The following is a 23111-nucleotide window of genomic DNA, read 5'->3' as shown; positions in this document are numbered from 1 at the left end:
CGCGCGGCACCCGGACGCGCCGTCGCGATTTTACCCTCCGCCGGTTCGCGCCTATGACCAGAGCAGCGTGAAACCGTCGTGGACGGTCGCGCGAAGGGACCGCATGCTCCGTCTTCTCGCCCTCCTCCTATCGCTGCTCGCCGGGCCCGTCGCGGCCCAAGGCTTCAAGCCGCCGGCCGACCTCGTGCGGGCGAGCCTCGTGGCGGAGCCTGCGGCAATGGCCGGCGCCACGCCGTTCACCGTGGCCATCCGCATGGCGATGAAGCCGGGCTGGCACGTCTACTGGCGCAACCCCGGCGATTCGGGCCTGCCGCCGGAGGTGACCTGGACGCTGCCGGCCGGCTTCTCGGCCTCGGCGATCCAGTGGCCGGCACCGCACCGCATCCCGATCGCGACGCTGATGAACTTCGGCTACGAGGGCGAGGCGATCCTGCTCGTGCGGGTGACGCCGCCGCCAAGCCTCGACCCGGCAGCCCCCGTGACGCTTGCGGGCAAGCTCACCTATCTCGTGTGCGAGAAGGAATGCATCCCCGGCTCGGCCGACCTCACCCTGACCCTGCCGGTCGCCCGCGAGGCCGCGGCCGATCCGGCCAACGCCGCGCTGTTCGTGCGTGCCCGCGCCGCCCTGCCCAAGGCCTCGCCGTGGCCGGTGCGGCTGTCGAGCCAGGGCGACCGCCTCGCCCTGGACCTCGACGCGCCGGGCCTCGCCGCGGACAGGCTCCGCGCGGTGGCGTTCTTTCCCTATTCCGAGACGGCGATCGAGAACGCCGCGCCGCAGCCCTTCACCGTGGACGCGGCCGGCCTCCACCTGACGCTGACCCGCGCGACGCCCACCGACGCCGCGCCCGAGAGCCTGCCCGGCGTGCTGGCGATCGAGGAGGAGACCGGCGACGGTCTCGTCCGCCAGGCCTTCGCGCTGGGCGACGAGGCGCCGCTCGCGGCCGGCAGCGCGATGCCGAGCGTGGCGCCGGCGATCCCGCGCACCGAGCCGGCCGAGACCCTGACGCTCTGGACCGCGGCCGGCCTCGCGCTGCTGGGCGGCCTGATCCTCAACCTGATGCCCTGCGTCTTCCCGGTGCTGTCGATCAAGGTGCTCAGCTTGGTGAAGCATTCCGGCGAGGCGCCGGGGCGGGTCCGCCTGCACGGGCTCGCCTACACGGCGGGCGTGCTGGCGGCGTTCCTGGCGCTGGCCTCGCTGCTGATCGCGCTGAAGGCCGGGGGAGCCGGGATCGGCTGGGGCTTCCAGCTGCAATCGCCCACCGTGGTGGCCGCCCTGGCCTACCTGCTCTTCGCCATGGGCCTGAGCCTGTCGGGCATGCTCCACCTCGGCGGGCGGCTCGCCGGGCTCGGCGACGGGCTGACCCGGCGGGCCGGACTCGAAGGCTCGTTCTTCACCGGCGTGCTCGCGACCGTGGTGGCGACGCCCTGCACCGCCCCCTTCATGGGCTCGGCGGTGGGCTTCGCGCTGACGCAGTCGACGGCCGCCGGCCTCGTGGTGTTCGCGAGCCTCGGCTTCGGCCTCGCCCTGCCCTTCCTGGCGTTGACCCTGTGGCCGGCGGCGCTCCGCGCCCTGCCCCGCCCGGGCGCCTGGATGGACGTGCTGAAGCAGGCGCTGGCCTTCCCGATCTACGCCACGGTCGCGTGGCTGGTCTGGGTGCTGGCCCAGCAGGTCGGGCCGCAGGGCCTGCTCGCCGCGCTGATCGGACTGGTGCTGCTCGGCTTCTCCGCCTGGGCGTGGGAACTCGGCCGCGACGCGCGCCCGGTGCGGGCGCAGCTCGCCCGCGGCCTCGCGGTGCTCGCCGTCGTCGGCGTGGCGGCGCTCGCCCTCACCCTCGACCGCGACCGGATCGCGCCGGGCGCCCAGACCAGGGCCGAGGGCGTCGAGCCGTTCACGCAGGCGCGCCTCGACGCGCTGCTGGCCGGCGGCCGGCCGGTCTTCGTCGACATGACCGCGGCGTGGTGCATCACCTGTCAGGTCAACGAGCGCACCTCGCTCGGGACGGCGGCGGTCGGCGCAGCGATGCGCGCCCGCGACGTCACCTACCTCAAGGGCGACTGGACCAACCAGAATCCGGAGATCACCCGCCTGCTCGAGCGCCACGGCCGCAGCGGCGTGCCGCTCTACCTGCTCTACGCAGGGCCAGGCGAGCCGACGGTGCTGCCGCAGATCCTCACCGAGGGCACGGTGCTGAGCGCGCTGGACGCCGTAACGGCGACGGGCCGCAGCGCGGGGCTCGCGGGCGCGGGAACGAAGGTGCCCTAATCCTCGCCCGAAAACGTCTCGTCGAAGGCGTAGCCCGAGCCGCGGACGGTGCGGATCGGGTCGGTCTCGCCGGTGCGGTTCAGGGCCTTGCGCAGGCGGCCGACATGCACGTCGACGGTGCGTTCGTCGATGTAGACGTCGTGGCCCCAGACGCCGTCGAGGAGCTGCTCGCGGGAATAGACCCGGCCGGGGCTCTGCATCAGGAATTCGAGCAGCTTGAACTCGGTCGGCCCGAGGTGGATCTCGCTGCCCGCCCGGCGCAGGCGGTGGCTGTCGCGGTCGAGCTCGATGTCGCCGGCCTCCAGGAGGTTCGCGACATGGGTCGGCTTGGCCCGGCGCAGCAGCGCGCGGACCCGGGCCAGGAGCTCCGGCACGGAGAACGGTTTGACGATGTAGTCGTCGGCCCCAGTCCCGAGGCCGCGGATGCGGTCGCCCTCCTCGCCGCGCGCCGTCAGCATGATGACCGGCAGGGACGCCGTCTCGCGCCGCGCCCGCACCCGGCGGCACAGCTCGATCCCCGAGAGGCCGGGCAGCATCCAGTCGAGCAGGATCAGGTCCGGCACCTGCTCCTGCAGGCGCAGCTCGGCCTCGTCGCCGCGGGCGGCGGAATCGACCTCGAAGCCCTCGGCTTCGAGGTTGTAGCGCAGGAGGGTGGTGAGCGCCTCCTCGTCCTCGACGATCAGGATCCGCGTACGCATGCAGGGCACTCCCGGGCGGGCCGCCCGACTTCCTTGGCCGCCGTGAGACGCCGACAGGCGTCTCAGGCGCCGGGCGTCACCGTCGCGTAGTTCGACGCGTCGTTCTTCGGGCGGTCACCGGCGAGGTTCTCGCCGGTGGCGAGATAATGGATCGTCTCGGCGATGTTGGTGGTGTGGTCGCCGATGCGCTCGACGTTCTTGGCGCAGAACAGCAGGTGCGTGCAGAACGAGATGTTGCGCGGATCTTCCATCATGTACGTCAACAACTCGCGGAACAGCGAGTTGTAGAGCGCGTCGATCTCGCCGTCCCGCTCCCAGACGTTGTGCGCCGCCGAGACGTCGCGGCTGGCATAGGCGTCGAGCACGTCCTTGAGCTGCTCCTGCACCAGGTCGCTCATGTGCTGCACGCCGAGCACGATCTTCTGCGCCTGGGCCTGGTCGCTGATCGCGACGACGCGCTTGGCGATGTTCTTGGCGAGGTCGCCGATGCGCTCGAGGTCGCCCGAGACGCGGATCGCCGAGATCGTCTCGCGCAGGTCGATCGCCATCGGCTGGCGCCGGGCGATGAGCAGCACCGAGCGCTCCTCGATCTCGCGCTGAAGGGTGTCGAGGCGCTTGTCGGCGAGGATCACCGCCTGAGCGAGCTGGGTGTCGCGGCGAACGAGGGCGTCGGTCGCCTCGGTCATCATCTTCTCGGCGACGCCGCCCATCTCGGAGATCGAGCGGCGCAGGTCCTCGAGGTCGGTGTCGTAGGACGTGACGATGTGGCCGGGCATGGGCTTGGTCCTCGATCGATCCGTATGCGGCTCAGCCGAAGCGGCCGGTGATGTAGTCCTGGGTCTGACGCACGGTCGGGTTCATGAAGATGCGGTTGGTCGGACCGACCTCGATGACCTCGCCGAGATACATGAAGGCGGTGAACTGCGAGATGCGCGCGGCCTGCTGCATGTTGTGGGTCACGATGACGATCGTGAACTCGCTGCGCAGCTGCTCGATCAGCTCCTCGATGCGCCCGGTCGAGATCGGGTCGAGGGCCGAGGTCGGCTCGTCGAACAGGATCACCTCGGGGCTCTGGGCCACCGTGCGGGCGATGCACAGGCGCTGCTGCTGGCCGCCGGAGAGGCCCATGCCGGACTGCTTGAGCTTGTCCTTCACCTCGTCCCACAGGGCGGCCTTGCGCAGGGCCGACTCGACGCGGCCGTCGAGCTCGGATTTCGGCAGCTTCTCGTAGAGGCGCAGGCCGAAGGCGACGTTGTCGTAGATCGACATCGGGAACGGCGTCGGCTTCTGGAACACCATGCCGATGCGCGAGCGCAGCTCGTTCAGGTCGACGTTGGCGTCGAGCACGTTCTGGCCGTCGAGCAGCACCTGCCCCTCGGCGCGCTGCTCCGGGTAGAGGCTGTAGATCCGGTTGAAGGTGCGCAGCAGGGTCGACTTCCCGCAGCCGGACGGGCCGATCAGGGCGGTGACCTGGCGGTCGTGGAAGTCGAGGTTGATGTTCTTCAGGCTATGGAACTGCCCGTAATAGAAGTTCAGCTCCCTGGCGGCGATGCGGATGGGCGCGTGCTCGTCGGCCGGGTTCCGGCCGTCGAACTGGGAAGCGCTGATCGCGGGGGCGGCGTTCATCGTCGTGTTCCTCGTGGGTGCCGGCGGCGGGTTCTGGGTCCCCATGGACATCAGCGCGCGGTCTGCGGCTTGATGACGACGCGGGCGACGACCGAAAGCAGCAGGATCGTCATGGTGATCAGGAGCGCGCCGGCCCAGGCGAGCTGCTGCCAGTTCGGATAGGGCGAGAGCGCGAACTGGTAGATCATCACCGGCAGGTTCGCGACGCCGCCCATCAGGTCGCGGCTGAACCACGAGTTGTTGTTGAGCGCCGTGAACAGCAGCGGCGCGGTCTCGCCGGCGATGCGGGCGAGCGCCAGGATGATGCCGGTGACGATGCCGGCCGACGCCGCCCGCCACGTCACGCTGCGGATCACCGTCGACATCGGGGCGCCGAGCGCGACGCCGGCCTCGCGCAGCGTCCCGGGGACGAGGCGCAACATGTCCTCGGTGGTGCGCACGATCACCGGCGTCGCGATGATCGCCAGCGCCACGCCGCCGGCCCAGCCCGAATAGCTCCCCATCGGCCGCACCATCAGGGTGTATACGAACAGGCCGATCAGGATCGAGGGCGCGGAGAGCAGGATGTCGTTGAGGAAACGGATCACCTCGGCGAGCTTCGAGCCGCGGCCGTACTCGGCGAGGTAGGTGCCGGCCATCAGGCCGATCGGCGTGGCGACGAGGATGCCGATGCCGGTGAGCACCAGGCTGCCGAGGATGGCGTTGGCGATGCCGCCGCCTTCCGAGCCCGGGCCGGGCGTCGGCTGGGTGAACAGCAGCGGCGAGAACCCGCGCGCGCCCTCGATGATCAGCATCAGGAGGATCGAGCCGAGGACGACAGCGCCGAGCACGGTGGCAAGGAGGCAGGCGAGGCGCAGGGTGCGGTCGGCGACCCGGCGGCTGCCGCGGATGCGGGTCGGCTTGAGGGCCGGCGCGGGACGGATCGTGTTGTTGGCGTCCACGACGGGCTCCCTCAGGCGACCTTGACGCGGCGCGTCAGGAAGCGGGCGATGATCAGGACGACAAAGGTGATCGCGAACAGGATGCAGCCCAAAGCCATCAGCGAGTTCAGCTGCAGGCCGTCGGCCTCGTTGAACTCGTTGGCGATGCGCGAGGCAATGGTCGAGCCGGGGTCGAACACCGAGGCCGAGAGCCGGTTGGCGTTGCCGACCACGAAGGTCACCGCCATGGTCTCGCCGAGCGCGCGGCCGAGGCCGAGCATGATCGCGCCGATGATCGAGACGGAGGCCTGCGGGAGCAGGACGTGGCGGACCACCTCCCAGGTGGTGCAGCCGATGCCGTAGGCGCTCTCGCGCAGGATCGTCGGGATCTGGTCGAGCATGTCGCGGGCGATCGAGGCCACGAACGGCACGATCATGATCGCCAGGATGATGCCGGCGGTGAGCACGCCGACGCCCGAGGGCACGCGGGCGTAGAGCAGCGTGCCGACGATCGGCAGGCCCTCGACGACGTTCGAGACCGGCATCTGCACGAAGCGGGCGAAGAACGGGGCGAAGATGAACAGGCCCCACATGCCGTAGATGATGCTCGGCACCGCCGCGAGCAGCTCGATCGTCATGCCGACGGGCTTGCGCGCCCAGCCGGGGCAGAGTTGCGTCAGGTAGATCGCGATGCCGAGCGAGATCGGCACGCCGATCACCAGGGCCAGCAGCGCCGAGGCGAGGGTTCCGGTGACGGCGACGAGGGCGCCGTACTGCTCCGTGCCGATGTTCCAGGCGCTGGAGGTGAGGAAGCCGAAGCCGAACTCGCGGAAGGCGGGCCAGCCGCCGTAGAGGATCGACCCAAGGATGCCGGCGAGCACCACCAGCACCAGCAGGGCCGAACCGTAGGAGGCGGCGCGGAACAGGGCGTCGAGGCCCTTGCTCGGCCCCTTTCGCGAGCGCGTGCTCGTGCCGGAGCGCGTCAGGGCGATCTGTTCGGTCAAGGCGGTCATCCGCGGTTCTTTTCACCGTCTGGGGTGGTAGCGCGCCGTGCGGCCGGGCGCGAGGGCGAGACCGGATGCGAGTGAGACCGGATGGGAGTGAGACCGGATGGGAGGAAGCCGGTCCGCTCGGGGGTCGGGCGGCCACCGTGGTCCCGGTGGCCGCCCGACGAGTCGACGATCGAGGCGCGCGGTGGAGTCCGCCCCGCGCCGTCGGCCTCACATGCCGAGGACGGGCTTCCCGTCCTTGCCCTTCACCTGCTTCCACTCCTCGTGGATCAGGCCGACGACGGCGTCCGGCAGCGGAACGTAGTCGAGGTCGGAGGCGAGCTTGTCGCCGTTCTTGTAGGCCCAGTCGAAGAACTTCAGCACGTCGGCGGACTTCGCCGGGTCGGCGGCCTCCTTGTGGACGAGGATGAAGGTCGCGGCCGTGATCGGCCACGCATCCTCGCCCGCCTGGTCGGTGAGCGTGATGCCGAAGCCGGGCTGGCTCTTCCAGTCGGCGCTGGCGGCGGCGGCCTGGAACGCCTTGTCGTCCGGCTGCGGGAACTTGCCGGCCTTGTTGCGGATCAGCGCGTAGCTGAGCTTGTTCTGCTTGGCGTAGGCCGACTCGACGTAGCCGATGGCGTTCGGGACCTGCTTGACGGTGGCGGTGACGCCCTCGTTGCCCTTGCCGCCCTGGCCGGCGGGCCAGCTCACGGTGGTGGCGGCGCCGAACTCCTTCTTCCAGCCCTCCGAGACCTGGCTGAGGTAGGTGGTGAAGATGTTCGTCGTGCCCGACGCGTCCGAGCGGTAGACCGGGGTGATGTTGGCGTCGGGCAGCTTCAGCCCGTCGTTCAGCGCGGCGATCTTCGGGTCGGACCACTTGGTGATCTTGTTGGCGTAGATGTCGGCGATCACGTCGCCGGTGAGCTTGAGCTTGCCCGGCTCGATGCCGGGGATGTTCACGACGGCGACGACACCGCCCATCACGGTCGGGAACTGGACGAGGCCGTCCTTCTCCAGGGCCGGACCTTTCAGCGGCGCGTCGGTGGCGCCGAAGTCGACCGTCTTGGCCTGGATCTGCTTGATGCCGCCGCCCGAGCCGATCGACTGGTAGTTCAGGCCGGTGCCGGTGTCCTTGCGGTAGGCTTCCGCCCACTTGGAATAGACCGGGAACGGGAAGGTCGCACCGGCGCCGGTGATGTCGGCGGCGAGCGCCGGGAAGGCGAGCTGGGCCGTCGCGAGGCCGAGGGCGAGCGCGTAGGTGAAGGGTTTCACATCGATCTCCGTCATCCGTCGAGCGCGTCCGAGGGGCGCGGATCCGCAGGTGCGGAATCGCGCCGGCCGTCCGGCAGTCCGGCGGCCGCAGCCGCCTGGCTCGACACCGCCGCGGTTAGGACACGCAGATGACAGCCGCATGACATGGGCGGCTTCGGCGCCGCGGCGACCGGGATCGCCGCGAAATCAGCTTGGGATCTGTTCGGGATCGCTTGGCGATGGCACGCTTTGCCGGGTTCGCGCGTTCTCCGTTCGATCCGGGCTCGGTCGTCGGCATTCCGCCGCGGCTCGCCCGGTCGGAAAGACGTTCCCGTGCCCCACGATTCGCCTGCGGCGCCGACGCGTGCGCCGCGTCCCGACGACGGCGCCTTCCAGGCCCTCCACGCCGAGCGCGAGGCCTTGGAGCGCGACTTGGCCCTGGCGAAGGCGCGGCAGAACTTCAGCACCGAGCCCGGCGAGGCCGAGCGCGCCCGAGCCGACGAGGCTTCGATGCTGATGAGCCTGGACCGCTTGCTGACGCGCATCCGCGCCGCCGAGTATCAGCGGCGCCCGGGCGCCAAGCGCTGGTAGATGGCTTGAGGCGTCCTTACGGCTCGCTGCGATGAGCCAGAAAGGTTGCGTCGGATCGCCTTGCGGCCCGGACTTTGCCCCCTGCCCGCTTCAGGCGCTGCGGCGCAGGTCGCGTTCTTTCTGGCGCAGGCGCAGCAGCAGGTCGACCTGGGAGTCCGGAATCGGCTGCTTGTCGACGCTGCCCTCATAGACGGTGCGTAGGGTCTGCCCGAGATGATGGGTGTCGACGCTGGCAGCGCCGCGATGCGACGCGAGGCCCTCGCGCGACGGGAGGACTTCGAACTTGGCTGCGGCCTGATGCATGGTCCCCCCCGAAGTAGGACGTTGCCGGCGTACGCGAATCGCTGTCGCCACCGGATCGCATCAGTGTCGGTCCCGATGGTTAAGAAGGTGTTAACCTTAACCGACGGTTTGCGGGGATCGTCGGAGCGTCCCCCTAGACGGCCGCGCCTTCGAGCAGGCGGGCCGCCGCGGCGCGGGCCTCGTCGGTGACGGTGGCACCCGCGAGCATGCGGGCGATCTCCTCGCGCCGCGCGGCGACGGGGAGCGAGGCGACGCGGGTGGCGACGCGGCCGGCGCCCTTCACCGCATCCTTGGCGATGAGGAAGTGCGTGACGGCGCGCGCCGCGACCTGGGGCGCGTGGGTCACCGCCACGACCTGCACGTCCCGCGACAGGCGCGAGAGCCGCGCGCCGATCGCGTCCGCCACCGCGCCGCCGACGCCGGTGTCGATCTCGTCGAAGATCAGCGTCGGCGCCGAACCCTTGTCGGCGAGCACCACCTTCAGGGCGAGCATGAAGCGGGACAGCTCGCCGCCCGAGGCCACCTTCATCATCGGGCCGGCCTTGGTGCCGGGGTTGGTCTGCGCCCAGAACGCGACGCGGTCGATCCCGGCGGGGTCGCGCGATTCGGGATCGGTGACGATCTCGGTGATGAAGCGCGCGCGCTCGAGCTTGAGCGGCGGCAGCTCGGCCTGCACCGCCGCGTCAAGGGCCTTGGCCGCCCGGCGGCGCCCGGCGCTGAGCTTTTCCGAGGCCTTGGCGTAGGCCGATTCGGCCGTGGCCAGCGTCGCCTCGAGACCGGCCAACGCCTCTTCGCCGGCATCGATCGCCGCCACGTCCGCCTCGTAGCGCTCACGCAGGGCCGCGAGGTCGTCCGCGGCGACGTCGTACTTGCGGGAGGCCGCGCGCAGGGCGAACAGGCGCTCCTCGACCCGCTCCAGCTCGCGCGGATCGAACTCGGCCTCGGACACCGCGGCGTCGAGGACGGCGCGGGCTTCGTCGAGGGCGACGAGGGCGGCGTCCAGCGCCGCGACGCAGGGCTCGACCAGCGCCGGCAGCTGCGCGGCGCGGCGCTCGAGCTTGCGGATGGCAGAGGAGAGCTGTGGCACGCTCGAATGCGAGCCGCCGACGGCGGCCAAAGCGTCGTTCAGCTCGCGCGCGACCTTCTCGCTCTGCTGCATCACCGTGCGGCGCTCGGCCAGCGTCGCCTCCTCGCCTGGCTTCGGATCGAGGGCCGCCAGCTCCTCGACCGCATGGCGTAGGAAGTCGGCTTCGCGGCGAGCGGTCTCGACCCGGGCGCGGTGCTCGGCGAGCGTCGTGCGGGCGGTCTTCACCGTCTTGGCCGCCTTCGCCACCGCGTCGAGCGGGCCGCTCAGGCCTCCGAAGGCGTCGAGGATGGCGCGGTGGGTGGTGACGTCGGCGAGCGCCCGGTCGTCATGCTGGCCATGGATCTCGACCAGGGCCGCGCCGATCGCGCGCAGGACCTGCACGCCGACGGGCTGGTCGTTGACGAAGGCACGGGTGCGCCCGTCGGCCATCTGCGTGCGCCGCAGGATCAGGTCGCCCTCGGTGTCGATCTCGGATTCCGCGGCGATCCGCCGGGCTGGGTGGTCGAGGCCGACGTCGAACACCGCGGTGATGCCGCCCTGCGCCTCGCCGTGGCGCACGAGGGAGCCGTCACCGCGCCCGCCCAGCGCCAGGCTGAACGCGTCGAGAAGGATCGACTTGCCCGCGCCGGTCTCGCCGGTGAGCACGCTGAGCCCGCTGGCGAAGTTCAGGTCGAGCTTGTCGATCAGGACGATGTCGCGGATCGCGAGCTGCACCAGCATGCCGCGCCTTCGTGCCTCCGGCTCCCCGTCCGTCGATCCGGACGGGTGCCCTAAACTTTACGGGAAATACGAAGCCGTCATGTAGGCCGATGCCGGGCCGATCGCACCCCCGAAATGCGAAACGGGCGGAGCCGAAGCCCCGCCCGCGCTTTCGCGTCCCGTCGTGATGCGCGGGCGGCCTACTGGGCGGCCGCGGTCCGGCCCATCACCGAGGTGTAGATCTTGCTGAGGAACGAGCCCTTCTCCTCGCGCGGCTCGAGGCCGCCGTTCTGCAGGAGGGCGTGCGCGTCCTTGTACCAGGGGCTGTCGGGGAAGTTGTGCCCGAGCACGGCGGCCGAGTTCTGCGCCTCGGCGACGATGCCGAGCGCCATGTACGCCTCGGTCAGCCGCTCCAGCGCCTCCTCGGCGTGGCGGGTCGTCTGATACTTGCTGACCACGTCGCGGAAGCGGTTGATCGCGGCGGGGAAGTTGCGGCGCTCGAGGTAGTAGCGCCCGACCTCCATCTCCTTGCCGGCGAGCTGGTCGCGGGTGATCTGGATCTTGGCCTTGGCGTCGGTGGAGTATTCCGAGGTCGGATACTTCTGGACGAGCTCCTGCAGCGCGACGAGCGCCTTCTCGGACCGGTCCTGGTCGCGGGTGACGTCGGGGATCTGCTTGTACTGCGACATCGCCATCAAGTACTGGGCGTAGGCCGCGTCCTTGCTCGCCGGATGCCGCTGCAGGTAGCGCTTCGAGGCGGTGATCGCGTCGTCGTACTTCTGGCCCTCGTAGTTCGCGTAGGCCGTCATCAGCAGCGCGCGGCGCGACCAGTCGGAATAGGCGTACTGCTTGTCGAGCGAATCGAACTTCTTGACCGCGCCCTCGTAGTCGCTGTCCTCGATCTTCGCCAAGCCCTCGCTGTAGAGTTTGTCGGCCGGCGTGTCCTGCACGACCTCGGGCTTGTACTTCTCGGCGAACAGGTTGGTCGGGTCGAGGGCGTCGCAACCGCCGAGACCGAGGCCGAAGGCGGTGATGAGCACGGCCGCCGCCGCTCCGCGGGTCCGAAGGGTCACAGGCATTGGCGGTTCTTCCCCCGAACGGGCGCGTCCTCGCTTCGGAGCGCCGTTGAGCCATCATGGGTTCATGTCGGCGCCGGCACTCTACCGGGTCCGGGCGGCCACCGCATCCCGGACTGCCGCGCACTTCACGGACGATTCACCGTGGCGGCAGATTCGGGCATGAAAGCGGCGGTTCCGCGCCCGCGCGGATCGGCGGGCGGCTGTGTCTTGCAGGCCACATCGCCCGGAGGCGGCAGGCCGGAAGGGTCTCTCAGAGGTCGCCGGCGAAGGCGGCGATGCCGAGCCCGGCGCCGAATTCGGCGAGCGCGGTCTCGCGGCGGGTCCCCTGCGCCTCGACGATCGCGTAGTTCGCGCGGTCGGCGAAGAGGGCTTCGAGGATGCCGACGTTCATGCGGTGGCCGCCGCAATAGGAGCGGTAGGCCCCCTGGAGCGGCAGCCCGGCGAGCGCCAGGTCGCCGACGGCGTCGAGGAACTTGTGACGGACGAACTCGTCGGCGAAGCGCAGGCCCTCGGGGTTGACCACGTCGGTCTCGCCGACGGCGACGGTGTTCTCGAGGGACGCGCCGAGGGCGAAGCCCGCCTTCCAGTAGCGCTCCACGTCCTTCATCATGCCGAAGGTGCGGGCGGGCGCGATCTCGCGGCGGTAGGCGGCTGCGGTGAGGTCCATCGCCTTGCGCGAGCGGCCGATCACCGGGCTTTCGAAATCGATCTCGACGTCGAGGCGGAAGCCCCGGTCGATCGGGCGGAGTTCGGCGAAGGCGGCGCCGGCCTCGATGCGGACGTGGCGGAGGACCTTGATCCAGCGGCGGGCGGTGCCGGTCTGGGCGATGCCGACGGCGTCGATCGCCTTGACGAAAGGAAGCGCGCTGCCGTCGAGGATCGGCATCTCGGGCCCGTCGATCTCGACGAGCGCGTTGTCGACGCCCAATCCGTAGAAGGCGGACATCAGGTGCTCGATCGTGGCGACCGCCCCGGAATCGACGTCGCCGATCACGGTGCAGAGCTCGGTCGCGGAGACGCAGGCGTGGTGGGCCTTGATGAGTCGGTCGTTGCCGGAGGCCATTCCGGTGCGGAGGAAAGCGATACCGTGGTTCGCGGAAGCCGGGCGCAGCGTGATCGCAACCGGGTTTCCGGAATGGACGCCGATGCCGCTCAGCACGGCCGCGCCCTTGAGTGTTGTTTGTTGGTTCGTCCGCATTCCTTAGCCCTCGGCCGCGATCCGGCCACGCCACCGCGCGTATCGCGTTGTGACGACGCCTTCCGATCCGTCCGCTGCTTGAAGCCCCTGCGTGCGGCGTCGGTCCGAAAACCGCGCCGCTATTCGTTCGTTCGAGATTTTTATAGCTGCGGCGCACAGCCCGGCCAAATCACGCTTTCTTACGCTGTGTTACAGACACGCTCGCGCCGCGATCTCCGGAATATCGTTCCAGTTCAACACGTTAAGGAATGGTTAACACGCCTACAACCAAGCGCTCGCGCTGTGTCCTGCGCGCACCACGCCCCCCGCCCGAACGCCGGGACGGGGCCGCGCCGAGCGGTTTTGCGACGAAAATCACCGGCGGCGCCCGGAAAATAGGCCACTCCATGTTGCAACGCAAAACGCCCCGGCACGGGTGCCGGGGCGGAAATCGCGTCGCGCGATGAGGTCCGCGGGCGTTGGCCCGCGGGGCTTCGGGGGATCGCCGGATCAGTTGGCCTGGCGGCGCAGGAAGGCCGGGATCTCGAGCTGGTCGTCGTCCATCATCCGCGGCTGGGGCGCCATGCGGCCTTGCGCGTCGAGGTTGCCCTGCGCCGGGCGGTAGGTCGGGGCGACCGGAGCCTGGACCCGCGGGGCCGGCGGCATCGGAGCCTGGACCTGCGGCTGGGCGCGGGGCGCCGGCGCCGGCTCGGCTTCCTCGCGGCGGCCGCCGAAGCCGACGGTCGCGAGGCGGCGGAGCAGGCTGGTGCGCTTGGTGTCGCCGTGGTTCTCGACATGCTCTCCGCGGCTTGCCGCGATCTGGGTCTGGGCGATCGGCGGCAGCTCGTGGATCTGCGGCATCCGCGGGGCGCGGGCGAGCGGGGCGGCCGGGCGCGGCGGCATGAACGGGCCGGCATGGGCCTGCGAGACCGGCTCGGGCGCGGGCGCCGGGACGGGCACGAACGGGGCGGCGGCGCGGGGCTGGGCCTGGGTCAGCATGATGTCGTCGCGCATCACGGGCGCCGGCTCCATCCGCATCTCGGGCTGATGCACCGGCTCGGGCGCCACCTGGCGCACGGGCTGGACGGGGGCCGCCTGAACCTGGGTCACGGCCGGCTCGGCCGCGGCGCGAAAGCTCGGGGCGTTCTGCGCGGCGCGCGAGCGGGCCTCGGAGCGAAGGCGCTCGGCGACCTCGGCGATGCGCTGCTCGGTCTCGGCGATCTCCTTGTTGTTCGGGGAGTTGGCCGAGATCAGCGCCGGCTCGATGCCGGTGGCGACCACCGAGACGCGGATGATGCCGTCGAGGCTCTCGTCGAAGGTGGCGCCGAGGATGATGTTGGCTTCCTGGTCGACCTCCTCGCGGATGCGGGTGGCGGCTTCGTCCAGCTCGTACAGGGTCAGGTCGGCGCCGCCGGTGATCGAGATCAGCAGGCCGCGGGCGCCCTTCATCGAGACGTCGTCGAGGAGCGGGTTGGCGATGGCGGCCTCGGCCGCGCGGCTGGCGCGCTTCTCGCCGCTCGCTTCGCCGGTGCCCATCATCGCCTTGCCCATGCCGCGCATGATCGCGCGCACGTCGGCGAAGTCGAGGTTGATCAAGCCTTCCTTGACCATCAGGTCGGTGATGCAGGCGACGCCCGAGTAGAGCACCTGGTCGGCCATCGCGAAGGCGTCGGCGAAGGTGGTCTTCTCGTTGGCGACCCGGAACAGGTTCTGGTTCGGGATCACGATCAGGGTGTCGACGGCGGCCTGGAGCTCCTGGATGCCGGCTTCCGCCGTGCGCATGCGGCGCAGGCCCTCAAACTGGAACGGCTTCGTCACGACGCCGACGGTGAGGATGCCCATGTCGCGCGCCGCCCGGGCGATGACGGGGGCGGCACCCGTGCCGGTGCCGCCGCCCATGCCGGCGGTGATGAAGCACATGTGCGCGCCCGAGAGCTGGTCGCGGATCTCGTCGATCACCTCGTCGGCGGCGGCCGAGCCGACCTCGGGGTGCGAGCCGGCGCCGAGCCCTTGCGTCACGCCGAGGCCCATCTGGATCACGCGCTCGGCCTTCGAGGAGGTCAGCGCCTGGGCGTCGGTGTTGGCGACGACGAACTCGCAGCCCAGCAGGCCCGACTCGATCATGTTGTTGACGGCGTTGCCGCCGGCGCCGCCGACACCGAACACGGTGATGCGGGGCTTGAGTTCGCGGATGTCAGGCGCCTGGAGAGAGATGGCCATGGTGTCGAGCCCTTCGTGACCTTTAACGCGTTGTCCGGAGCGCCTCCGTCGAGGAGACGCCGATTCGTCGAGGCCGGGCGCGAGAGGGCGCCCGGGAAAACGCCTAGAAACCCTGCTTCAGCCACTCGTAGACGCGGCCGATGTACCCGTCGGTCCCCGTGCCGGCGAAGGCGCGCTGGCCCCGCGGCTCGAAGTGCTCGGCATGCGCCACCTGCGGGTAGACCAGCAGGCCGACCGCGGCCGAGAAGGCCGGACCCTTGGCCGCCTCGGGCAGGCCGCGGATGCCGAGCGGACGCCCGATCCGGACCTGGCCCTGCATCACCCGGCGGGTAACCTCGGGCAGGCCGACGAGCTGGCTCGCGCCGCCCGTCAGCACCACACGGCGCCCCGCCTGGGCGGCGAAGCCCGCGGCGCGCAGGCGGTCGCGGACGAGTTCGACCACCTCCTCGACCCGCGGCTTGATGATCCGCACCAGCTGCGAGCGCGGAACGTGGTTCGGGGTCTCGCCCTCGTCCTCGCCGACGCCGTGGACCGCGATCATGTCGCGCTCGTCCGAGGGGGTGGCGATGGCCGAGCCGTAGAGCGTCTTCAGCCGCTCGGCCGCAGCGACCCGGGTGGAGAGCCCGCGGGCGATGTCCATGGTGACGTGGTGGCCGCCGACGGCGATCGCGTCGGTGTGGACGAGGTGCCCGCCGGAGAACACGCCGAAGCTCGTGGTGCCGCCGCCCATGTCGACGACGCAGACGCCCATCTCGGCCTCGTCGTCGACGAGCGCCGAGAGGCCGGCGGCGTAGGGGGTGGCGATCACCGCCTCGACGCCGAGATGGCAATGCTCGATCGCCAGCATGACGTTGCGGGCGGCGGCGGCCTCCGCGGTGACCACGTGGAGGTCGACCCCGAGGGCCTCGCCGATCATGCCCGAGGGGTCGATCACCGCACCCTGGCCGTCCAGCGCGTAGCCGGTCGGCAGCGCATGGAGCACGGCGCGGCCGGGGCTGACGCCGTGGGCGCTTGCGGCCTCGAGGACGCGCTCCACGTCGGCGCCGGTGACCGTGCCGGTGCGGACGTTGACCCGCGCCTGGAAGTGCTGCGAGGCGAGGCGCCCGCCGCTCATGTTGACGATGACCGACTGGACCTCGACCTTGGCCATCCGCTCGGCGGCGTGCACCGCCTGCCGGATCGCGCCCTCGGCGGCTTCGAGGTCGACGATCGCGCCGCCCTTCAGCCCGTGCGAGCGCTGGTGGCCGATGCCGATGATGCGGGCGAGGTGCGTGCGGCCCTTCAGCGTCGAAAGGGCCTCGGCCGGCTGCAGCTCGGCGATGAGGCAGACCACCTTGCTCGTGCCGATGTCGAGCACCGACAGCGTGGTGCTGCGACGCGCCGAGAGCGGTTTCAGGCGGGGCGTGAGGCCGTGTTGGGAATGCATCAGCGCTGACCGGCGAAAGACGGGGAACGGGCGGGGCGGCGGGTGGTCGAAAGGAGCGCCTGGGCTGGGCTCACGTCGCCGTCCCCTTCTTCGTCTTCTTCGAGGCCTCGGCCCGGGCGGCCGCGGCCTCCTCGGTGAGGCGGACCACGACCCGGTCGGGCATCCGCAGGTCGACGGCGATGATGTCCTTCTCCAGCAGTCGGTTGGCGCGCTCGAGCTCGACGAGGCGCGCCAGCGCGGCGCCGGGCTCGACCTCCGGCAGGCGGATGTCGACGCCGTCGAGCTTCAGCGTCCAGCGCCGGCCCGAGACGTAGGTGCCGGCGCGGATGCGGTCGGCCAGCGGGCCGGCCGCGGCGACCAGGGCGAGATACTCGCCGAGCTTGGTGTTGGCGTCGTCGCCGACGACGAGCGGCAACGTCGCATAGCGGTCGTCGCGCATCGTATCGATGATCGTGCCGTCGGCGGCGATGACGCTGATCTCGCCGTTCATCTGCCAAAGGGCGGCCGGCTCGCGCTCGACCTGGTTGATGACGATCTCGCGGGGATAGATCTTGCGCACCGAGACGGAGGCGATCAACGGCACCCGCAGCAGGCGGGCGCGCACCTCGGCGACGTCAAGGAAGGGAACGGACGCGCGCCAGTCGATGCCGGCGGCGGCGAGCACCTCGCGCTCGTACATCCGGGAGATGCCCGAGATGGTGACGCGCTCGACGCCGAAGCCGGCGATGCGCGCGAGGATGTCGAAGGGGCGGCCGTTCTCGGCGACGAAGGCGTCGTAGCGGCCGCTGGCGACGAAGCCGGCGAGCGCCAGCGCGCCGAAGGCCGTGCTGAGGCCGAGGGCGCCGACGCCGCGCGGCAGGCGCTCGGCCATCGACGGGCCGGGCCGACCGCGGCGCAGGGAATCGGACCGGCGCAGGAAGCGCGGAAGCCGGGAGAGGACGCTACCGGCCAGGCCCTGCCCGGCCAAGCCCTGCCCAGCGAAGCGCGCGGCAGGACCGGTCGCGCCGGGAAACCCAGCGGGGCTCAGCGGCCCAGAGACGCGTCCTCCACCATCCATCGTACGAACTCACCGAAACGATACCCAGCATGGGCGGCCATGTCCGGCACAAGGCTGGTCTGGGTCATGCCGGGTTGCGTGTTGACCTCCAGGACGACGAGGGCACCGGTGCCACCCGGTGTGTCGTCGTAGCGAAGGTCGGCACGGCTGACGCCCCGGCAGCCCAGTGCTTGATGCGCCGTTAACGACAACTCTTGGACACGCTGGTAAACATTTGGTTTAAGTTCGGCCGGCAGGACGTGGATCGAGCCCCCCGGCGCGTACTTGGCGTCGTAGTCGTACCACCCCCCCGACGCGGCCTTGATCTCGATGACGCCGAGCGCCCGGTCGCCCATCACCGCGCAGGTGAGCTCGCGGCCCGCAACGTAAGTCTCCACAAGGACGTCCTCCCCGAAGACCCACTCCTCGGAGGTCAGGATCTGGGGCGGATGCGAGCGCCCGTCGCGCACGATGATGACGCCCATCGACGAGCCTTCGGAGACCGGTTTGACGACGTAGGGCGGCGCGATCGGGTGTGACTTCGCGGCATCATGCCGGTTAACGACCCGGCCCTCCGGAACGCTGACGCCGGCCGCCCGCATCACGACCTTCGCCCGCTCCTTGTGCATGGCGAGCGCCGAAGCCAGCACGCCGGAATGCGTGTAGGGAATGCGCAGGATCTCGAGCAGCCCCTGGATCGTGCCGTCCTCGCCCGCCGGCCCGTGCAGCGCGTTGAAGGCGGCGTCCGGCCGAAGCTCCGACAGCACGGCGGCGACGTCGGCCCCGACGTCGACGCGGGTGACGCGGTAGCCCTCGCCCTCCAGCGCGTCGGCGCAGGCGGTGCCGGAGTTCAGCGAGACCTCGCGCTCGGACGAGGTGCCCCCCATCAGGACGGCGACGTGCTTGGACATGGGCGGCTCCGTGGCGCGTATCGAAGGAAGACGAACGGATCTCAGGTGAAGGTCGGCGTCGAGCCGTCGGCGGAGACGCCGATCCGCTTGATCTCCCAGTGCAGCGCGACCCCGCTGGTCTCGTGCACCCGCCGCCGCACCTCTTCGCCGAGCCCCTCGATGTCGGCCGCCGTGGCGCCGTCGCGGTTGATCAGGAAGTTGCAGTGCATCTCGCTGACCTGGGCGCCGCCCCGCGTCAGCCCGCGGCAGCCGGCGGCGTCGACGAGCTGCCACGCCTTGCCGCCCGGCGGGTTCTTGAAGGTCGAGCCGCCGGTGCGCTCGCGGATCGGCTGGGCCGCCTCGCGGGCCTCGGTCACCCGCGCCATCTCCGCCTCGATCGCAGCGCGGTCGCCGGGGCGGCCGCGGAACAGCGCGCTCGTGAAGATCACGTCCTCGGGCGCCGCCGAATGACGGTAGGTGAAGCCCATCGCCTCGTGGGTGAAGCGGCGAAGCGCGCCGCGCCTGTCGACGCCGCGGGCCTCGACGAGCACGTCGGTGGTCTCGCCGCCATGGGCGCCGGCGTTCATGCGCAGCGCCCCGCCGACCGAGCCCGGGATGCCGCGGAAGAAGGCGAGCCCGTCGAGCGAGGCTTCGGCCGCGGCCTTCGCCAGCCGCATGTCGGGCACGGCGGTGCCGGCGCGCAAGGTGTCGCCGTCGATCTCCACCGCGCCGAAGGCCTTGCCGCCGAGCCGGATCGTGACCCCGGGGATGCCGCCGTCGCGCACGATCAGGTTCGAGCCGAGCCCGATCACCGTCACCGGGATCTCGGGGTCGAGCCCGGCCAGGAGGTGAGCCAGGTCCTCCTCGTCGGCGGGCGTGAACAGCGCCTGCGCCGGCCCGCCGACGCGGAACCACGTCAGGTCGGCCAGCGACGGGTTCGCCAGCAGCCGACCGCGCAGGTTCGGCGCGCCGGCGCGGATCGCGGGCGTGATGTCGGGGAAGGCGACAGTCACGGCTTCAGCGCCGCCAGCTCCGCCGGCAGGGCGTAGGCCCATTGCGTGATGTTGCCGGCGCCGAGGCAGACGACGTAGTCGCCGGGCATCGCGTGCGCGGCGACCATGCCGGCGAGGTCTTCCGGACGCTCCAGCGCCTGCGCGTCGCGGTGGCCGCGGGAGCGCAGGCCTGCGACGAGGCCGTCGCGGTCGATGCCCTCGATCGGCGCCTCGCCTGCGGCGTAGACCGGGGCGACGATGACCGTGTCGGCGTCGTTGAAGCAGGTGCAGAAGTCGTCGAACAGCGAGGCGAGGCGCGAGTAGCGGTGCGGCTGCACGATCGCGATCACCTTGGCCTCGGTGGAGGCGCGGGCGGCCTTGAGCACCGCCTTGATCTCCACCGGATGGTGCCCGTAATCGTCGAAGATCTGCGCGCCGTTCCACTCGCCGGTGCGGGTGAAGCGGCGCTTGACGCCGCCGAAGCCCGCGAGCGCCTTGCGGATCGCCTCCGGGGACACGCCCAGCTCGTGGGCGACGGCCAGCGCCGCGGTGGCGTTGAGCGCGTTGTGCTTGCCCGGCATCGGCAGGACGAGGTCTTCCATCTCCATGCGGAAGCCGGGGCGGCGGTCGCGGATCATCACGCGGAAGCGGCTCTGGCCGCCGCGGAGGTCCACGTCGATCAGGCGCACGTCGGCCTGCGGGTTCTCGCCGTAGGTGATGATGCGCCGGTCCTCGATGTGGCCGACCATGTCCTGGACCACGGGATGGTCGATGCACATCACCGCGAAGCCGTAGAACGGGATGTTGTCGATGAAGCGCCGGAAGGCGTCCTTCACCGCGTCGAACGAGCCGAAATGGTCGAGGTGCTCGGGGTCGATGTTGGTGACGATGGCGACGTCCGCCGGCAGCTTGAGGAAGGTGCCGTCGGATTCGTCGGCCTCCACCACCATCCACTCCCCCTCGCCCATGCGGGCGTTGGTGCCGTAGGCGTTGATGATGCCGCCGTTGATGACCGTCGGGTCCATGGCGCCGGCGTCGAGCAGCGTCGCGACGAGGGAGGTCGTCGTGGTCTTGCCGTGGGTGCCGGCGATGGCGACGCAGGACTTGAAGCGCATCAGCTCGGCCAGCATCTCGGCGCGGCGCACCACCGGGAGCCGGGCCTCGCGGGCGGCCATCAGCTCGGGGTTGTCGCGCTGGATCGCGGTGGAGACGACGACGAGGCCGGCATTCTCGACGTTGCCGGCGGCGTGGCCGACGAAGGTCTTCATGCCCTTGTCGGCGAGCCGCCGCACGTTGGCGTTGTCGGAGGCGTCGGAGCCCTGAACCGTGTAGCCGAGGTTGTGCATCACCTCGGCGATGCCGGACATGCCGATGCCGCCGATGCCGATGAAGTGGATGGGACCGAGCTTGTCGGGCAGCTTCATGGCAAGAACCGTTTCATAGGAAGAACCGTTCGATGGCGGGACTGCGCCGAGGCGTGCGTCCCGGAAGACTCAGGTGCGGGCGGCCGTGTCGACGACCACTGTGGCGAGCCGCTCGGCGGCGTCGTGGATGCCGGCGCTTTTCGCCGCGTCGGCCGCCGCGGTCAATTTTTGAGGATTCTCGAAGGCGTCGACGAGTTCCGCGGTGAGGCGGTCCGGCGTGAACGCGGTCTGGGCCATCGCCAGCGCCGCGCCGATCTTGGCGAGCGTCGCCGCGTTGGCCGCCTGGTCCTGGTCGAGGGCTCCGGGCAGCGGCACGAGGATCGACGGGCGGCCGATGGCGGCGAGCTCCGAGACCGTCGAGGCGCCCGAGCGCGCGACCACGAGGTGGCTCGCCGCCATCCGCCCGGGCAAATCCTTGAAGAACGGCGCCGCCTCGAGGCCGGCGAGCCCCATGGCGAGGTAGTCGTTCTGCACCGCGGTCAGGTCCTCGGGGCGGACCTGCTGCACGAGGTGCAGGCGGGCGCGTAAGGCAGCCGGCAGCTGCGCCAGGGCCTTCGGCACGACCTCGCCCATCACCCGCGCGCCCTGGCTTCCACCGAAGACGAGGAGGTGCAGGACGTCCGTCGGCCCGAGCGGCGGGTAGGCGACCTTGGCGGCCTCGATCACCGCCGGGCGCAGCGGGTTGCCGGTGTGGATGCGCGGCGCGCGCGCCTTGTCGGGGACGCCGCGGACCTCCTTGAAGCCGGTGGCGATGGTGCGGGCGCCGCGCGCCAGGAAGGCGTTGGCCCGGCCCATCACCGCGTTCTGCTCGTGGATGATGGTCGGCACCCGCAGGATCTGCCCGGCGAGCATCGGCGGCACGGTCGGGTAGCCGCCGAAGCCGACGATCGCCGCAGGGTTGATGCGCTTGACCGCCTTGGCGGCCTCCGCGAAGCCGCGGCCCAGCGTCAGCACCGCGCCGGCCCGGCGCAGCATCGAGCGGCCCGACGGCGTCGCCGAGGTGATCGTGACGACCTCGGAGGCCGGGAAGCCGCCCGCGATGGAATCGACCCGCGCGTCGGTGGCGAGCACCACGCGGATGCCGCGGGCGCGGAGCGCGTGGGCGAGGCTCTCGGCCGGGAACAGGTGGCCGCCGGTGCCGCCGGCGCAGAGCAGGATGGTGGGCGTGAACACCGTCACCGCATCACCCCGGCGACGGTGGCCGGCGCGGTGCCGGGAGGCTTCTGGCTCAGCATCGTGGTGCGCGGGCGCTTGCGGGTGAGGGCCACGAGGAAGCCCATGCCCAGCGCCAGCGAGATCAGCGACGAGCCGCCGTAGGAGACGAACGGCAGCGTCATGCCCTTGGCCGGCATGAGCTGGGTGTTCACCGCCATGTTGATGCAGGCCTGGAGGCCGAAGAGGGTGATCAGACCGGTGATGGCGAGCCTCGAGAAGGTGTCGTCGGTGCGGCGCGCGAGCTTGAGCCCGCGCAGCACGATGTAGGCGAACAAAGCGACGAGGCAGAGGCAGACCAGGACGCCGAATTCCTCGCCGGTCACCGAGAAGATGAAGTCGGTATGCGCGTCGGGCAGGTGGCGCTTGGCGATCCCCTCGCCCGGGCCGGTGCCGAACCACCCGCCGGAGCGGAACGATTCCTGCGACCAGAAGGTCTGGAAGCTGTCGCCGGAATCCTTGTCGAGGAAGCGGTTGAAGCGCTCGCGCACGTGGTGGAAGAACGTGTAGGCGGCAAACACCCCGGTCAGGCCGAGGACGCCGAGCACCGCCACCCAGATCAGGTGCAGGCCGGCCACGAAGAACAGGGCGCACCACACCAGCGTGATCAGCATCGTCTGCCCGAAATCGGGCTGCAGCAGCAGCGGCACGATGGTGATCGGCAGGAGCAGGATCGCGAGGAACCCGCCCGGCATGTCGCGGCGCTGCGCGCCTTCCGAGAACGCCCAGGCGGCGACGATGACGAAGGCGGGCTTCACGAACTCCGAGGGCTGCAGGCCGAACGAGCCGAACTGGATCCAGCGGTGGGCACCCTTGATCTCCGGGCCGAACTTGCCGGCGAGCAGGCACAGGGCGACGCCGACGAGCCAGGTGCCGAGCGCGAGCCGGCGGATGCCGCGCAGGCTCAGGAACGACACCGCGCAGATCAACCCGATCGTCGGGGCGAGGTACATCGCCTGGCGGTTGAGGAAGTAGAAGGTCGGCAGGCCGATGCGCTCGGCCACCGGCGGGCCGCCGCCCATCAGGAAGACCAGGCCGGCGACCATCAGGGCGGCCAAGGCCGCGAGCAGGCCGCGGTCGACCGTCCACCACCAGTCGGTCAGGGGCGTGCGTTCCGCGCGGGACATCATGGGCGTGCGACGACCTTCGAGCGGTCGCGCAGGAGCACGCGACGGTCGGGAGCGATCCTGTCCGCGAATGGTAAAGGCATCCTTGCCAAACCCGCCAG

The 23111-nt window shown here is 70.9% G+C and carries 20 protein-coding genes; 2 read left to right on the top strand and 18 right to left on the bottom strand.

Annotated features, from left to right (window positions below):
• Window positions 1-103 precede the first annotated feature (103 nt).
• The gene (locus MFF13_RS01140; protein WP_147827879.1) at window positions 104-2263 is read left to right on the top strand and encodes a protein-disulfide reductase DsbD family protein; all 2160 of its coding nucleotides are present in this window, start codon (window positions 104-106) and stop codon (window positions 2261-2263) included.
• On the opposite strand, the gene phoB is transcribed toward MFF13_RS01140, so the two are convergent.
• The 6 genes from phoB to pstS form a co-directional block, all read right to left on the bottom strand.
• Window positions 2260-2961 carry a phosphate regulon transcriptional regulator PhoB gene (gene phoB, locus MFF13_RS01135; protein ID WP_147752451.1) on the bottom strand — a complete coding sequence of 234 codons (702 nt, stop codon included), beginning with the start codon at window positions 2959-2961 and terminating at the stop codon, window positions 2260-2262. The two genes, MFF13_RS01140 and phoB, sit on opposite strands and share 4 nt — an antisense overlap.
• A 62-nt stretch (window positions 2962-3023) precedes the next feature.
• On the bottom strand, window positions 3024-3737 hold the full coding sequence (gene phoU / locus MFF13_RS01130; RefSeq protein ID WP_147752452.1) for a phosphate signaling complex protein PhoU: 714 nt from the start codon (window positions 3735-3737) through the stop codon (window positions 3024-3026).
• Between the two features lie 31 nt (window positions 3738-3768).
• On the bottom strand, window positions 3769-4587 hold the full coding sequence (gene pstB / locus MFF13_RS01125) for a phosphate ABC transporter ATP-binding protein PstB (protein WP_147752453.1): 819 nt from the start codon (window positions 4585-4587) through the stop codon (window positions 3769-3771).
• A 50-nt stretch (window positions 4588-4637) separates the two neighbouring features.
• Complete coding sequence (gene pstA, locus MFF13_RS01120; RefSeq protein ID WP_147827878.1) at window positions 4638-5528, bottom strand: phosphate ABC transporter permease PstA; 891 nt, start codon at window positions 5526-5528, stop codon at window positions 4638-4640.
• Between the two features lie 11 nt (window positions 5529-5539).
• Window positions 5540-6520 (bottom strand): phosphate ABC transporter permease subunit PstC, encoded by a 981-nt coding sequence (gene pstC / locus MFF13_RS01115; protein ID WP_147827877.1) that lies wholly within the window; start codon window positions 6518-6520, stop codon window positions 5540-5542.
• 207 nt (window positions 6521-6727) lie between these two features.
• A complete protein-coding gene (gene pstS / locus MFF13_RS01110) occupies window positions 6728-7768 on the bottom strand; it encodes a phosphate ABC transporter substrate-binding protein PstS (protein ID WP_147752463.1) in 1041 nt (346 codons plus the stop codon).
• A 312-nt stretch (window positions 7769-8080) separates the two neighbouring features.
• Here pstS and MFF13_RS01105 point away from each other — a divergent pair, with 312 nt between their 5' ends.
• The gene (locus MFF13_RS01105; protein ID WP_147752456.1) at window positions 8081-8338 is read left to right on the top strand and encodes a hypothetical protein; all 258 of its coding nucleotides are present in this window, start codon (window positions 8081-8083) and stop codon (window positions 8336-8338) included.
• 90 nt (window positions 8339-8428) lie between these two features.
• Here the strand turns inward: MFF13_RS01105 and MFF13_RS01100 are convergent, their stop codons facing one another.
• The 12 genes from MFF13_RS01100 to MFF13_RS01045 form a co-directional block, all read right to left on the bottom strand.
• Entirely contained in the window at window positions 8429-8641 is a 213-nt protein-coding gene (locus MFF13_RS01100; RefSeq protein ID WP_147752457.1) for a hypothetical protein, read from the bottom strand.
• 133 nt (window positions 8642-8774) lie between these two features.
• Window positions 8775-10448, bottom strand: coding sequence for a DNA repair protein RecN (gene recN, locus MFF13_RS01095; RefSeq protein WP_147752458.1), 1674 nt, complete (start codon window positions 10446-10448; stop codon window positions 8775-8777).
• A 179-nt stretch (window positions 10449-10627) separates the two neighbouring features.
• Window positions 10628-11506, bottom strand: a complete 879-nt coding sequence (locus tag MFF13_RS01090) for an outer membrane protein assembly factor BamD (RefSeq protein WP_147752459.1) — start codon at window positions 11504-11506, stop codon at window positions 10628-10630.
• A 250-nt stretch (window positions 11507-11756) separates the two neighbouring features.
• Complete coding sequence (lpxC, locus tag MFF13_RS01085) at window positions 11757-12704, bottom strand: UDP-3-O-acyl-N-acetylglucosamine deacetylase (RefSeq protein ID WP_147827876.1); 948 nt, start codon at window positions 12702-12704, stop codon at window positions 11757-11759.
• A gap of 489 nt (window positions 12705-13193) precedes the next feature.
• Complete coding sequence (ftsZ, locus tag MFF13_RS01080; protein ID WP_147827875.1) at window positions 13194-14903, bottom strand: cell division protein FtsZ; 1710 nt, start codon at window positions 14901-14903, stop codon at window positions 13194-13196.
• A 103-nt stretch (window positions 14904-15006) separates the two neighbouring features.
• Window positions 15007-16329: a cell division protein FtsA gene (ftsA, locus tag MFF13_RS01075; RefSeq protein ID WP_147753368.1), complete on the bottom strand. Its 1323-nt coding sequence runs from the start codon at window positions 16327-16329 to the stop codon at window positions 15007-15009.
• A 70-nt stretch (window positions 16330-16399) separates the two neighbouring features.
• Window positions 16400-17386: a cell division protein FtsQ/DivIB gene (locus tag MFF13_RS01070; protein WP_147753367.1), complete on the bottom strand. Its 987-nt coding sequence runs from the start codon at window positions 17384-17386 to the stop codon at window positions 16400-16402.
• Window positions 17353-18276 carry a D-alanine--D-alanine ligase gene (locus MFF13_RS01065; protein WP_147753366.1) on the bottom strand — a complete coding sequence of 308 codons (924 nt, stop codon included), beginning with the start codon at window positions 18274-18276 and terminating at the stop codon, window positions 17353-17355. Before MFF13_RS01065 ends, MFF13_RS01070 begins: the two co-directional genes overlap by 34 nt.
• 41 nt (window positions 18277-18317) lie before the next feature.
• A complete protein-coding gene (gene murB, locus MFF13_RS01060; RefSeq protein ID WP_238270188.1) occupies window positions 18318-19268 on the bottom strand; it encodes a UDP-N-acetylmuramate dehydrogenase in 951 nt (316 codons plus the stop codon).
• Window positions 19265-20671 (bottom strand): UDP-N-acetylmuramate--L-alanine ligase, encoded by a 1407-nt coding sequence (gene murC / locus MFF13_RS01055; RefSeq protein ID WP_147827874.1) that lies wholly within the window; start codon window positions 20669-20671, stop codon window positions 19265-19267. Before murC ends, murB begins: the two co-directional genes overlap by 4 nt.
• Window positions 20672-20740: 69 nt before the next feature.
• On the bottom strand, window positions 20741-21850 hold the full coding sequence (gene murG / locus MFF13_RS01050) for an undecaprenyldiphospho-muramoylpentapeptide beta-N-acetylglucosaminyltransferase (protein WP_147753364.1): 1110 nt from the start codon (window positions 21848-21850) through the stop codon (window positions 20741-20743).
• Window positions 21847-23013, bottom strand: coding sequence for an FtsW/RodA/SpoVE family cell cycle protein (locus MFF13_RS01045; protein WP_147753363.1), 1167 nt, complete (start codon window positions 23011-23013; stop codon window positions 21847-21849). Before MFF13_RS01045 ends, murG begins: the two co-directional genes overlap by 4 nt.
• Window positions 23014-23111 lie beyond the last annotated feature (98 nt).

This window comes from Methylobacterium cerastii, assembly GCF_022179125.1.
GTDB lineage: Bacteria > Pseudomonadota > Alphaproteobacteria > Rhizobiales > Beijerinckiaceae > Methylobacterium > Methylobacterium cerastii.
Note: the sequence above shows the minus strand (reverse complement) of the source record. Positions and strands in the feature narration are given on the sequence as shown.